The organism is Gilliamella sp. wkB18 (genome assembly GCF_001690875.1).
Classification (GTDB): Bacteria; Pseudomonadota; Gammaproteobacteria; order Enterobacterales; family Orbaceae; genus Gilliamella; species Gilliamella apicola_A.
In genome coordinates this window covers 17,121-30,070 of the sequence record NZ_LZHM01000097.1, presented here as the reverse complement: position 1 = coordinate 30,070, position 12,950 = coordinate 17,121, and the positions used below count along the sequence as shown (strand labels likewise).

The following is a 12,950-nucleotide window of genomic DNA, read 5'->3' as shown; positions in this document are numbered from 1 at the left end:
ATTGTTATTTAAATATTTATATATTAAAAATATAGGATACTTTATTTTTGAATATTAAAAGGTTAATTGCTAAACTGTAACACATTATATTAATATCTATTTATAAGTTAATTACTATTCATAAGTAAAATAGTTACTGTTTAAATAATTTCCATAGGTTAATCGAAATGGATGAATTACTAAGATATGGTCGAGAGCTTCTTGAACTAGAATTAAACGAAGCTCAAAAACTACCCGATCGTCTGGGAGAAGATTTTATTAAAGCTTGCCAACTTATTTTGGCAACTAAAGGAAAAGTGGTTGTATCAGGCATTGGAAAATCTGGACATATAGGTAAAAAAATTGCAGCTTCATTAGCAAGTACAGGTAGTCCTGCTTTTTTTATGCATCCTACAGAGGCTCTACATGGTGATTTAGGTATGGTTTCTGAAAATGATGTTGCTATCTTAATTTCTTATTCTGGTCGTGCCAAAGAATTTAATTTCATTTTACCAATACTCGCTTCAATAAATGTTCCTGTTATTGCCATAACAGGAGGATTAAACTCACCACTAGCTAAATCAGCACAAGCAGTGCTTGATATTTCAATTGAAAAAGAAGCCTGCCCAATGGGCCTTGCTCCCACTTCAAGTTCAACTAACACTTTACTAATGGGAGATGCTCTTGTTATTACAGTAATGCGAGCTAGAGGTTTCAAAGAAGAAGATTTCGCACGTTCGCATCCTGGTGGCAATTTAGGGGTAAAATTACTCAATCAAGTAAAAGATGTTATGCGAAAAGGTGACTTAATCCCCAAAATTTCAAAGTCTTCCACAGTTCTTGATGCTATGTTAGAATTAAGCCGAACAGGAGTAGGTTTAGTAACCATATGTCAAGATGATAATAAAATTATTGGTGTATTTACTGATGGCGATTTACGTAGATTATTACTAAAAAACGGTACATTACATGATAGCATCTTATCTGTAATGACCACTCCAGGTTACAGAATTCCAGAAAATTGGAAAGCGACAGAAGCGTTAAAATCATTTAATTATCACAATATTACTGCTGCGCCAGTTGTCAATGCCAAAGATGAATTAGTTGGTGCTTTAAGTATTCATGATTTACACCAAGCGGGAATAAGCTAAAACTATTGATAAATACCTATTGCAAAAAGGGGCTATCTATTGAGATAATTACCAACCTAAATTTTTGTCGTATAAGACGGAGATCCAAGAAAAAGTTACACAATTTATTTTGTGCATGATTTTTCGAATCATAACAAAATAATATTGTGTTGTATATTTAACCAAAATTAATAGATGATGAAACTACAATGGCAGAAAAGCGAAATATCTTTCTAATTGGCCCAATGGGGGCAGGAAAAAGCACAATAGGCCGACAAATTGCACAACAGTTAGGCATGGAATTTTTTGACTCAGATCAAGAGATCGAAAAACGTACTGGAGCTGATATTGCCTGGATTTTTGACTTAGAAGGTGAAGATGGATTCCGCGCCAGAGAAGAAAAAATTATTAATGAATTAACAGAAAAACAAGGCGTAGTGCTCGCAACTGGCGGGGGATCAGTCTTATCTAAAGAGACTAGAAACCGATTATCAGCTCGTGGGATCGTAGTTTATTTAGAAACAACCATTGAAAAACAAATGGCAAGAACACAAAAAGATAAACGACGCCCATTACTACAGGGTGCCAATACACCCCGTGAGCTTTATGAAGAGCTCGCAGATGAACGAGAACCGCTTTACGAAGAGATTGCAGACATTACAATTAAAACTGATGAGCAAAGTGCTAAAGGTGTTGCAGGTTATATTATTGATAAAATAGAACAAATTTAAAAAATTTGTTTACAATAATATAATGATAAACGGGCAGCTCTCATAAGTAGTAATATGGTTGTTAGTAAGTTAAGGAGTGAATATGCGTGTAGATAAAAATGATCGTTATGTATCAGAAAAAGCGAATAAGAACTCTACAACTTCATTTAAATTACCAAGTTTATTTCAAGATTTTCCAAAGAGAAAACTGATCATTCTTGGTTTTGCTGTGATAATGATTTTTATATCGCTCATCTTGATGATATATAGCTATTCAAAACAAAGTAAGCGAACGGAATTAACACCATCGGTTATCAATGATTTGCCATCAACAAATTTTGATAGCGACAACAATACGTCATCCTCCTTAACTAAAAGGGAATCTATTGCCACTAATAATTCCCAAGCTATAAGTTCAAAGAGTCAGACTAACTCTCAAACTGAAACAACATTAAATCAAACATCAGGTAAGCAAGAGCAGCCTAAAAATATAAAAAACATTACCAATAAAGGAAAAGATATTGATAATCGAAACATAAAATCAAATATGGATTCATTAGTAGCAGATGAAAATAATGGCGTTAGTAGTTTGAATAATAAATTTAGTTCACAAATAATATCAAATAATTATCCTCTTACAGAAGAATCTAGTCATAAAGGGGAAAATACTAAATTAGATAAAAATAGTAATTTGGAGGACAACTATTATGCGATTCAACTTAGCGCATCTTCATCTGCTGAAAATTTAAAGAAATTTGCCATACAAAACAATATAAGTAACTATCAAATTTATAAAACAAAACATAACAACAGCACATGGTTTGTATTAATTGAAGGCAATTATTCATCATATGATGAAGCAAACAGAGCGATAAAATCTTTGCCGAATGCACTACAAAAAAATAACCCATGGGTTAAATCTAGTGCAGCGATTAATAAAGAAAAGGCAGTAAAGTAAAGGATATAGTTCATTTATCCTACCAATATCAAAATAGGAGTATCCGTTGAAAAAACAACGAGCCTTTTTAAAATGGGCTGGAGGAAAATATGAGCTTGTAGACACTATTAGGCAGTATCTACCAAACGGTGATCAACTCATTGAACCTTTTGTTGGGGCAGGTTCTGTCTTCTTAAACACAAACTACAAAAGCTATATTTTGGCTGATATTAATCATGATTTAATTGAATTATTTAATTTATTAAAAACTAAACCAGATCAGTTTATCTGCGATCTAAAATCGTTATTTGACCCTCAGAATAATCAACCTGAGGCATTTTATCAGCTGCGCAATGTTTTTAATCATAGCAAAGATCAATATTTACGTTCTCTACTATTTGTATATTTAAATCGTCACTGCTATAACGGGTTGTGTCGATATAATAATAGTGGTTTATTTAACGTACCATTTGGTCGATACAAAACAATCTATTTCCCAGAGAAAGAGCTAAATTTTTTCGCGCAAAAAGCGCAAAATGCCATATTCATTTGTGCTCCTTATCAAGATGTGATGAAAAAAGCGCAACGGAATTCTGTGATATATTGTGATCCACCTTATCTATCACCAAACGAATCGGTTGGATTTACAGCATATTATTCAAATAGTTTTGGATATGATGAACATAAAAAATTATCAAAATTAGCCGAAAAGATAGCTTATAAAAAAGATATTCCTGTACTTGTATCAAATCATGATACAAATTATACAAGAACTTTATATAGCAAAGCTCGTCATCTTTATCGAGCAGAAATGCGACGTTCAATTAGTTGTGCCGGCGAAGGCAGAAAAAAAATTGATGAAATTTTAGCATTATACAAAAAATCTTAGCTTAGCTTTAGTATAATAATAATAAGATTTTATCAATAGAGGGATTGTTATGAACGAATTTATTATTGCACCATCAATTCTATCAGCTGATTTTGCTCGTCTTGGTGAAGATACTCAAAAAGTATTAGATGCAGGTGCAGATGTTGTACATTTTGATGTCATGGACAATCATTTTGTGCCTAATCTCACTATGGGCTCAATGTTTTGTAAAGCATTGCGAGATTATGGCATAAAAGCCCCTATTGATGTTCACTTAATGGCATCTCCTGTTGAAGAGTTGATCGTATCTTTTGCTAAAGCCGGAGCTACAAATATATCAATCCATCCAGAATCTACAATTCATCTAGACCGTTCATTGCAATTAATTAAAGATCATGGCTGTCACGCTGGTATTGTGTTTAATCCTACCACGCCGCTTGATTATTTAGATTATTCAATTGATAAAGTAGATATTATTTTATTAATGAGCGTTAATCCTGGTTTTGGTGGACAATCATTTATTTCTTCAACTTTAAAAAAATTACAACAAGCAAAACAACGTATACTTGAATCAGATAGGAACATTCGTTTAGCAGTCGATGGTGGAATAAAAGTTGACAATATAGCCCAAATAGCTAAAGCTGGTGCAGATATGTTTGTAGTAGGTTCAGCTATATTTAACCAACCCAATTATAAAACGGTCATCGATGCAATGCGAAAAGAATTAGCAGGAGTGTAATATGCATAAATTAGACAATATTCAAGCAATAGCATTTGATTTAGATGGTACACTTGTTGATAGTGTTCCTGGCCTTGCTCTTGCAACACAAAACATGTTAGTTGATTTACAATTACCAACAGTTACTAATGAACAAATTAAAAATTGGGTTGGTAACGGTATTGATATCATGTTAAAACGTGTTTTTAAAGCTATCGAAGTCGATCCATCAGAAGCCCTCTTTATACAAGCTAGAGATATTTTTAACTGTCATTATGATCAGGTTATTGATGTTGGAACGAAATTATTTCCTAACGTCAAGGAAACCTTAAAAACACTTTATACTAGCCAATATCCATTGGCATTGGTCACTAATAAACCAGCAAAATTTTTACCTGATCTACTCACTTCTTTAGGAATTAAAGAGTATTTCTCGCTAGTGCTTGGTGGTGGAGATGTAATAAAATTAAAACCACATCCTGCTCCATTATATCAAGTTATGGCAACATTTGGATTATTTAACAATCAACTACTTTTTGTGGGTGACTCTAAAAATGATATCACAGCAGCTAAAAATGCCAATTGCCCAACAGTGGCATTAAGTTATGGATATAATTATGGTATTTCGATTGCTACAAGTGAACCAGACTTTTTATTTGATGATTTTAAAGATATATTAACGATATTACCTCAGCCTAAAGCTGACGAAAAATATAATTAACACATATTAGGAATAAATTATGAGTAAACCAATTGTATTTAGTGGTGCACAACCTTCAGGCGAGTTAACACTTGGTAACTACTTAGGTGCTCTAAAAAATTGGGTGGCATTGCAAAATGAATATGATTGCGTTTATTGTATCGTCAACCAACATGCGATAACAGTACGCCAAGATCCACAAAAATTACGTAAAGCCACACTTGATACGTTAGCACTCTATTTAGCTTGTGGTATTGATCCACAAAAGAGTACTATTTTCGTACAATCCCATATCCCTGCGCATACTGAGTTAGGGTGGGTTTTAAATTGTTACACCTATTTTGGCGAGCTCAGCCGCATGACACAATTTAAAGATAAATCGTCACGTCATTCGGAAAACATTAATGCAGGCCTATTTGATTATCCGGTTCTTATGGCGGCTGATATCTTATTATACCAAGCCGATTTAGTGCCAGTAGGGGATGATCAAAAGCAGCATCTTGAATTAACTCGCGATATTGCAATACGTTTTAATGCTCTTTATGGCGATATTTTTACTATTCCTAAACCATTTATTGCTAAAGTTGGTGCAAGAGTTATGTCATTACAAGAGCCAACAAAAAAAATGTCCAAATCAGATGAAAACCGTAATAATGTAATTGGATTACTTGAAAACCCAAAAGACATTGAGAAAAAAATTAAACGTGCAATGACCGATTCTGATGAACCACCAACAGTGCGCTACGATTTAAAAAATAAAGCTGGCGTATCAAACCTGCTCGATATATTAACAGGTATTACAGGTAAACCAATTACCGAGCTTGAAAAAGAGTTTGAAGGTAAAATGTATGGTCATCTTAAAACCGAAGTAGCAACCCAAATCATTGATATGTTAACCACTTTACAGACCAAATATCACCAATATCGTGATGATGAAAATTATCTACTTTCAATTATGCAAGAAGGAGCCCAAAAAGCTCGTTCAAAAGCCGAGCCTACTTTGAAAAAAGTCTATGATGCAATAGGCTTTGTATAGTTAGCAATCAAAAAATGGTCATTGATAATAACATTAAACAGTATTGATTGGTTTTAATATACTATATTAAAAATCTTAGCTATTACAGGTTAGTTATGAAGATTATCATTCTTGGAGCGGGACAAACAGGCAGTGCACTTGCTGAATACCTCGTTACAGAAAAACAAAACGACGTCACTGTTGTAGATGAAGATGACAACAAATTGCAATCATTGCAAGAACGCTTTGATTTACAAGTAATTTGTGGAAAACCCTCTTATCCACAAGTTTTAGAAAGTGCAGGTGCTGAATCAGCCGATATGCTAGTTGCTGTAACTAGCTCTGATGAAGTAAACATGATGGCATGTCAAATTAGTCATGTGATGTTTAATATTTCGCAAAAAGTTGCACGAATTAGAGCGCCAGAATATAACGAGGAAAAATATTCTTTTTTTAATAAAGATTGTATCAATATCGATCATATTATCGCTCCTGAAAATCTCATCACTAACCATATAAGCCATTTAGTCCAGTATCCTGGTTCGCTACAGTTTGCCTCCTTCTATGATAATAGAGTATGTTTGGTTGCTGCTAAAGCATATTATGGCGGGGCTTTGGTTGGAAGTGAATTATCGGAGCTCAAAGAACACCTTCCTCATGTTGAGGCCCGAGTCGTGGCAATATATCGTAAAAATCAATTTATTCGCCCACTAGGATCAACATTGATCGAGGCTGGCGATCTGGTCTATTTTATAACCCCACCTTTTAATATTAAAGCCGTGACCAGTGAGTTACAACGTTTAGAAAAACCATACAAACGTATAATTATTAGTGGTGGAGGGAGTATCGCAGTCGCGCTAGCTAAACGTTTAGAAAATGCCTACCAAGTTAAACTAATTGAACGTAATTCTGTGCGTGCTGAATTAATTGCCGAACAGCTAATTAACACAACTGTATTACATGGTGAATCATCTGATCAAGAGTTATTATCACAAGAACAAATTGAGCTTACCGATCTTTTTATCGCAGTAACAAGTGATGATGAATCAAACATCATGTCTTCAATGCTTGCCAAAAGAATGGGGGCAAAAAAAGTCATTGTATTAATTCAACGTCAGGCCTACCTTGAACTTATCAATGACAGTGTAATTGATATAGCGATTTCACCACAACATGCCACCATTTCAGAGCTATTAAGTCATGTAAGACAAACAGGTATGGTAAAAGTTGTCTCATTAAGACAAGGTGAATCTGAAATTATTGAAGTCATTGCTCATGGTGATAATGAAACATCAAAATTGGTAGGTAAAAATATTAATGGATTAAAATTACCTTCAGGCGCAACTATCGGGGCTATTGTACGAGGAGAAGATGTGATCATTGTTAATACTGATTTAACCATTGAAGACAAAGATCATCTCATTATATTTTTACCAGATAGAAAAGCGATTACTGATATAGAAAAATTATTACAATGACTTGTTTAAAATAAATAGCCAGTTCATAATAAATAAAGATTTTGACTCGGGGTGTTTTTTGTTTTACACAAAAAACTGAGATATTACCCGTTGAACCTGATCTGGGTTATACCAGCGTAGGGAAGTCTAAGCCATATACGGCCTAACGCGGCATATTCTTCCCAATTACTAAGAATAAAAAGGAAAGAATATGTTATTAACAATAAAACCATTTCAAGCTTTTCAATTCCCACCTTTCATTAAACAAGTACAACAGCAACAACCTTTAGTTCATTGCATGACCAATGATGTAGTGCAAAATTTTACCGCCAATGTATTACTTGCAATTGGCGCATCGCCAGCCATGATTATCGCTGAACATGAAGTTTCTTCATTCGTTCGTGTTGCTAACAGTTTATTAATTAATCTAGGGACGGTATGCGGCAATACCGCAAAGAGTATGCTATTAGCCGCTGCTCAGGCTAAGAAAACTCAAACCCCTTGGGTATTAGATCCTGTTGCAGTTGGATTAGCCCTTCCTTACCGTACGAATATTGCAAAACAATTATTATTATTAAAACCAACAGTAATTCGTGGCAATGCTTCTGAAATATTAGTATTAGATGAACAAAATTCATCATCGAAAGGACCTGACAGTCAAGATTCGACTGAATCAGCCTTAACAACAGCTATCTCACTTGCACAAAAATATGAAACTATCGTAACCATTACCGGTAAAACTGATTATATTACTAATGGTAAAGATATTTATAGCATTACAGGCGGTGATATTGCATTAACAAAAGTCACAGGTACTGGATGTTCATTGTCAGCAATGGTTGCCGCATTTATAGCCAATTCAATGGATCCATTATTAGCTACCGCCTCCGCTTGTTTTATGATGAAAAAAGCCGGTGAACTTGCCAATAAACAGCAAGGATTAGGAACTTATGCAGTCTCACTACTAGATAAACTTTCATTATTTAACATATCAAACAAATAGGAAAATCTAATGAAAAAGCAACTAGATTTGACACTTTACTTAGTCCTCGATCCATTATTATGCGGCGGCATTAAAGGCATGATAAATACCACCAAAATAGCAGTTGCCAATGGCGTAACCGCAATACAATTAAGATCCGAACACGAATTTTCATGTAAGAATTGGTATCAAGCAGCAGTAGCTTTAAAACAGGTTCTTAACGATACTCCTGTACCATTATTTATTAACAATCATATTGATATAGCGTTAGCCGTTGATGCTAACGGTGTACATATTGGGCAAACTGATCTACCTATTAATATCGCAAGAAAATTAATTGGCAATGATAAATGGTTAGGATTTTCGGTGACTAATCGTCAGCAACTTGAGGCAACGCCGTGGCAATTAGTGGATTATATTGGTGTTGGTCCGATTTTTTCAACAGACACTAAAAAAGATGTCACGCCACCAATAGGCATGCAACAACTAACTGAGTTAGTAAAGCTAAAACAGCGCCCTGCCGTCGCTATTGGAGGAATCAATACCAATAACGCCACAAAAATTTTGCAGACCGGTATTGAAGGAATTGCTGTGGTTTCAGCAATTTGTGGTCAAACAGATGTTTCACAAGCTACCTTAGCACTTATCGAAAAAATAAAACAAACTAAATAGGAAAGAATATTATGACAACAATTGCCTTAACAATTGCAGGATCTGACTCAAGCGGTGGAGCGGGTATTCAAGCAGACTTAAAAACTTTTTCAGCATTCGGCGTTTATGGTATTTCAGTCATAACCGCTCTTACAGCACAAAGCACTCAAGGGATTGATGCCATATTAGCAATTAAACCGAAATTTATTGAAGCACAATTTACTACGTTATATCAAGATATTAAAATTGATAGTGTGAAAATAGGTATGCTGATGAATAAAGAGATTGTCTCAACCGTTCATCACCTTCTAAAAAATAATCCGATTAAAACTGTTGTAATAGATACAGTAATGGTAGCCAAAGGAGGGCATTTATTATTAAAATCGGATGCTGTTGCTGCCATTCGAGAGCTTTTATTACCTTTAGCAACGATCATTACCCCCAACCTACCTGAAGCTGCAACATTATTAGATTGTGATGAAGCTAAAACAGAAGAAGAAATGCAAATACAAGGTTATGAGCTACTTAAATTGGGTTGCAAAGCAGTATTAATAAAAGGTGGGCATCTATCAAGTAATCAAAGTCCTGATTACTTAATTACACAAGATAATATAATAAGGCTGACTTCACCTCGAATTGCCACTAAAAATACCCATGGAACAGGATGCACCTTATCAGCTGCTATTGCTGCACTGCTCCCCAATAATACCTTAGAACAGGCAATAAAATATTCAAAAGACTATATACAAGGTGTGATTAAGCATGCAGATAATTTATCGGTTGGTCAAGGAATTGGACCAACACATCATTTTTATCAGTGGTGGTAAAAAACTTTATAAACACTATCTTTTTTGAAACCTTTACTCATTTATTTTCGGTATTTTGAGAAAATGGGAAAGTTATTTCCTTTTGATACAGATCTTATGTTTAGAGCTATACCATTTTGACCATTTCATGTATAAATGATGTAGTCTAAACAGAGCTCCACCAAAACGTAAAATATCTATAAATTAAAAGCTCGAAAAACAGTATAATTAATATAAAATCCCAACGAATTCAAATCCTGCTTCGCTAACAGCAGTAATAGCCGCTTCTTGTGAGATAGTACCTTTTTCAATATTAACTTCATGTTTATTCAAATCCACCGTTACTTTAGCTTTTGGATCAATATCGTTAATCGCTTTGGTAATGGTTTTCACACAATGCTGACAACTCATATTATTAACGATTAATTTCATTATTAGCCTCTTTGTTTCATCAAGCTTAGATAAATAAATTTTAACGTGTTAATCGAGAATAATAAACTAATTATTAACCGAATCAATATACATTTAATAAACTAAATAGCTAAAGCTAATTAGAATAACAGTTTTAATCTTAAGCTCAAAAATGTAAATAATTTATATTAAAATTGTAATATTATTGAATAAAATATTAGTTAGGCTTAATAATTCAATTAAAAACAAAAAGTGCTATTAATTTATAGCCACTTTGACATCATTATTCATTAAGCGTTATACTACTTATGATATTTTGTGCATCTAAATAGTTAAGCAGACTTTTATTAAAAGCAGTTTAAACATAGGGGGTGTAATTTGGGTATCTTAAATAATATTTTTTCTAAAATCTTTCCAAACGCGCAAGCTGCTGTAGGCAATGTTGCGGATGCAGTTAAAAATCAAGTCAATAATATAACTGGTCACGATAAAGAGGAAACGCAAAATAGCCAAGACCAAAATTCAAATCAGAATCAACAAAATTCAGATAACAAAGCACCTATATCTGAAGTTGATGTTATGTCAATTCTCGAAAACCTTGCCAAAAAATTTCCGGAAAAACTTAACTGGAAAACCTCAATAGTAGATTTATTAAAGTTATTAAATATAGATAATAGTTTAGAAGCTCGGAAAAAATTAGCTCAAGAACTGAATTATACAGGCAGTACTGATGATACGGCATCAATGAATACTTGGCTTATTAAAGAAGTATTGAAAAAAATTGCTGAAAAAGGCGGAAATGTAACTCATCTATTTTCTTAAGTAATAAAGTAAAAAATGTACCTCGGGATTAATCCACCTGTGATAAGGTGGATTTCTATACAAAAAATCTTTTACTATTCTTAATTTTATAAATTATCAAAAACTAAGCTTTAAACGAATGTAATTGATTCATTGCAGCATCTATTCCGTTAGACAACAAAACCTCCACACATTGAACCGACTCATTAATCACTTTATTAATCAATTCTTGTTCAGATTTGCTTGGTTTGTTTAAGACATAACTAACAACTTTATTTTTATCACCTGGATGTCCAATACCAATTCTTAATCGATAAAAATTTAAATTATTACCCAATTTGCTAGCAATATCTTTTAGCCCATTATGCCCACCATGACTACCACCAAACTTAAGTTTAGCTATTCCGGGATTTAAGTCGAGTTCATCATGTGCAACTAAGATCTCTTCTGGCTTTATTTGGTAAAATGTCGCCATAGCCTGTACCGCTTTACCACTTAAATTCATGAAAGTAGTTGGAACTAATAAACGCACATCATAACCAGAAATGTTGATCCGTGATGTGTAACCAAAAAATTTAGGCTCATTTTTTAATGATTGATTATAGCACTCAGCCAATTTTTCAATAAACCAAGCCCCCGCATTATGGCGAGTTGCGGCATATTCATTTCCGGGATTAGCAAGCCCTACTATCAATTTTATCGTTGTCATAATATATTTATTATCGATGATTTTATCGTAAAAAATGCCCCTAAAGGGGCATCAAATTAAATGATAAAATAGATTATTGATGGAACATTGCTGAAATTGATTCTTCGTTACTAATTCGACGAATTGCTTCAGCAAGCATACCTGATAATGTTAATTGGCGAACATTTTTCAATGCTTTTACTTCAGCCGTTAATGGAATTGTGTCACAAACAACAATTTCATCAATGGCACAGTTTTTAATGTTACTTACTGCTTTACCTGAAAATATCGGGTGTGTCGCATAAGCAAACACTCTTTTCGCCCCTCGTACTTTTAAAGCATCAGCTGCTTTACAAAGTGTTCCAGCAGTATCAATCATATCATCAACTAAGATACAATCTCTATCAGCAACATCACCAATAATATTCATCACTTCTGCTTCATTTGCACGTTGACGACGTTTATCAATAATTGCCATATCAGTATCATTAAGCAGTTTAGCTATGGCACGTGCACGCACCACACCACCAATATCAGGCGAAACAACAATTGGGCGTTCAAACTCACGTTGTAGCATATCTTCTAAAATAACTGGGCTGCCAAATACATTATCAACAGGCACATCAAAGAAACCTTGAATTTGTTCGGCATGAAGATCAACGGTTAATACCCTATCGACACCAACTGTTGATAGAAAATCAGCAACAACTTTAGCAGTAATAGGTACACGAGCCGAACGAACACGGCGATCTTGTCTTGCATAACCAAAATAAGGAATAACAGCAGTAATACGACCAGCAGATGCACGGCGCATTGCATCGATCATAACTAATAATTCCATTAAATTGTCATTGGTAGGAGCACAAGTTGATTGAATAATAAAAACATCTTCACCACGGACATTTTCATTGATTTGGACATTGACTTCGCCATCACTAAAACGGCTTACAACAATGTCACCAAGGGAAGTATAAAGACGATTAGCTATACGCTTTGCTAGTTCTGGTGTGGCATTACCAGCAAAAAGCTTCATATCAGGCACGAGAAATCCTCAAGCATGTATTTATGATTACTTAATACGTAATCGGTTAAATTGG

General features: G+C 34.1%; 15 protein-coding genes and 1 riboswitch. Of the genes, 12 read left to right on the top strand and 3 right to left on the bottom strand.

Annotation, left to right across the window (positions count from 1 at the left end; all coding sequences use genetic code 11):
- Positions 1-167: 167 nt before the first annotated feature.
- The 11 genes from gutQ (at position 168) to thiD (ending at position 9,974) form a co-directional block, all read left to right on the top strand.
- Positions 168-1,130, top strand: coding sequence for an arabinose-5-phosphate isomerase GutQ (gene gutQ / locus A9G48_RS10010; protein ID WP_034944025.1), 963 nt, complete (start codon positions 168-170; stop codon positions 1,128-1,130).
- 188 nt (positions 1,131-1,318) lie between these two features.
- Positions 1,319-1,840 (top strand): shikimate kinase AroK, encoded by a 522-nt coding sequence (gene aroK, locus A9G48_RS10005; RefSeq protein ID WP_034944028.1) that lies wholly within the window; start codon positions 1,319-1,321, stop codon positions 1,838-1,840.
- An 82-nt stretch (positions 1,841-1,922) separates the two neighbouring features.
- Positions 1,923-2,777, top strand: coding sequence for an SPOR domain-containing protein (locus tag A9G48_RS10000; RefSeq protein ID WP_034944033.1), 855 nt, complete (start codon positions 1,923-1,925; stop codon positions 2,775-2,777).
- Positions 2,778-2,823: 46 nt separating this feature from the next.
- Complete coding sequence (locus A9G48_RS09995; protein WP_034944036.1) at positions 2,824-3,645, top strand: Dam family site-specific DNA-(adenine-N6)-methyltransferase; 822 nt, start codon at positions 2,824-2,826, stop codon at positions 3,643-3,645.
- Between the two features lie 49 nt (positions 3,646-3,694).
- A complete protein-coding gene (gene rpe / locus A9G48_RS09990; protein ID WP_034944040.1) occupies positions 3,695-4,363 on the top strand; it encodes a ribulose-phosphate 3-epimerase in 669 nt (222 codons plus the stop codon).
- Position 4,364: 1 nt separating this feature from the next.
- Complete coding sequence (locus A9G48_RS09985; protein WP_034944043.1) at positions 4,365-5,063, top strand: phosphoglycolate phosphatase; 699 nt, start codon at positions 4,365-4,367, stop codon at positions 5,061-5,063.
- Positions 5,064-5,082: 19 nt separating this feature from the next.
- Entirely contained in the window at positions 5,083-6,078 is a 996-nt protein-coding gene (trpS, locus tag A9G48_RS09980) for a tryptophan--tRNA ligase (RefSeq protein ID WP_034944046.1), read from the top strand.
- A 95-nt stretch (positions 6,079-6,173) separates the two neighbouring features.
- Positions 6,174-7,535, top strand: coding sequence for a Trk system potassium transporter TrkA (trkA, locus tag A9G48_RS09975; RefSeq protein ID WP_034944049.1), 1,362 nt, complete (start codon positions 6,174-6,176; stop codon positions 7,533-7,535).
- A 37-nt stretch (positions 7,536-7,572) separates the two neighbouring features.
- Positions 7,573-7,675, top strand: a riboswitch (TPP riboswitch).
- 50 nt (positions 7,676-7,725) lie between these two features.
- The gene (gene thiM / locus A9G48_RS09970) at positions 7,726-8,517 is read left to right on the top strand and encodes a hydroxyethylthiazole kinase (RefSeq protein WP_065576135.1); all 792 of its coding nucleotides are present in this window, start codon (positions 7,726-7,728) and stop codon (positions 8,515-8,517) included.
- A gap of 9 nt (positions 8,518-8,526) precedes the next feature.
- Entirely contained in the window at positions 8,527-9,168 is a 642-nt protein-coding gene (thiE, locus tag A9G48_RS09965; RefSeq protein ID WP_034944055.1) for a thiamine phosphate synthase, read from the top strand.
- 11 nt (positions 9,169-9,179) lie between these two features.
- The gene (gene thiD / locus A9G48_RS09960; RefSeq protein ID WP_034944058.1) at positions 9,180-9,974 is read left to right on the top strand and encodes a bifunctional hydroxymethylpyrimidine kinase/phosphomethylpyrimidine kinase; all 795 of its coding nucleotides are present in this window, start codon (positions 9,180-9,182) and stop codon (positions 9,972-9,974) included.
- Positions 9,975-10,181: 207 nt separating this feature from the next.
- Here thiD and A9G48_RS09955 read toward each other — a convergent pair whose 3' ends face one another.
- Complete coding sequence (locus tag A9G48_RS09955) at positions 10,182-10,385, bottom strand: heavy-metal-associated domain-containing protein (RefSeq protein ID WP_034944062.1); 204 nt, start codon at positions 10,383-10,385, stop codon at positions 10,182-10,184.
- A gap of 357 nt (positions 10,386-10,742) precedes the next feature.
- Here A9G48_RS09955 and A9G48_RS09950 point away from each other — a divergent pair, with 357 nt between their 5' ends.
- Positions 10,743-11,186, top strand: a complete 444-nt coding sequence (locus tag A9G48_RS09950) for a DUF3597 domain-containing protein (RefSeq protein WP_051825046.1) — start codon at positions 10,743-10,745, stop codon at positions 11,184-11,186.
- Between the two features lie 103 nt (positions 11,187-11,289).
- Here the strand turns inward: A9G48_RS09950 and pth are convergent, their stop codons facing one another.
- Positions 11,290-11,874 carry an aminoacyl-tRNA hydrolase gene (gene pth, locus A9G48_RS09945; protein WP_034944065.1) on the bottom strand — a complete coding sequence of 195 codons (585 nt, stop codon included), beginning with the start codon at positions 11,872-11,874 and terminating at the stop codon, positions 11,290-11,292.
- A 73-nt stretch (positions 11,875-11,947) separates the two neighbouring features.
- Positions 11,948-12,895, bottom strand: a complete 948-nt coding sequence (locus tag A9G48_RS09940; RefSeq protein ID WP_034944068.1) for a ribose-phosphate pyrophosphokinase — start codon at positions 12,893-12,895, stop codon at positions 11,948-11,950.
- Positions 12,896-12,950: the final 55 nt, after the last annotated feature.

What these genes read in the sequence shown, in the direction of transcription:
- gutQ (WP_034944025.1), top strand. Translation starts at nt 168, where the DNA reads ATGGATGAATTACTAAGATATGGTCGAGAGCTTCTTGAACTAGAATTA.
- aroK (WP_034944028.1), top strand. Translation starts at nt 1,319, where the DNA reads ATGGCAGAAAAGCGAAATATCTTTCTAATTGGCCCAATGGGGGCAGGA.
- A9G48_RS10000 (WP_034944033.1), top strand. Translation starts at nt 1,923, where the DNA reads ATGCGTGTAGATAAAAATGATCGTTATGTATCAGAAAAAGCGAATAAG.
- rpe (WP_034944040.1), top strand. Translation starts at nt 3,695, where the DNA reads ATGAACGAATTTATTATTGCACCATCAATTCTATCAGCTGATTTTGCT.
- A9G48_RS09985 (WP_034944043.1), top strand. Translation starts at nt 4,365, where the DNA reads ATGCATAAATTAGACAATATTCAAGCAATAGCATTTGATTTAGATGGT.
- trpS (WP_034944046.1), top strand. Translation starts at nt 5,083, where the DNA reads ATGAGTAAACCAATTGTATTTAGTGGTGCACAACCTTCAGGCGAGTTA.
- trkA (WP_034944049.1), top strand. Translation starts at nt 6,174, where the DNA reads ATGAAGATTATCATTCTTGGAGCGGGACAAACAGGCAGTGCACTTGCT.
- thiM (WP_065576135.1), top strand. Translation starts at nt 7,726, where the DNA reads ATGTTATTAACAATAAAACCATTTCAAGCTTTTCAATTCCCACCTTTC.
- thiE (WP_034944055.1), top strand. Translation starts at nt 8,527, where the DNA reads ATGAAAAAGCAACTAGATTTGACACTTTACTTAGTCCTCGATCCATTA.
- thiD (WP_034944058.1), top strand. Translation starts at nt 9,180, where the DNA reads ATGACAACAATTGCCTTAACAATTGCAGGATCTGACTCAAGCGGTGGA.
- A9G48_RS09955 (WP_034944062.1), bottom strand. Translation starts at nt 10,385, where the DNA reads ATGAAATTAATCGTTAATAATATGAGTTGTCAGCATTGTGTGAAAACC.
- pth (WP_034944065.1), bottom strand. Translation starts at nt 11,874, where the DNA reads ATGACAACGATAAAATTGATAGTAGGGCTTGCTAATCCCGGAAATGAA.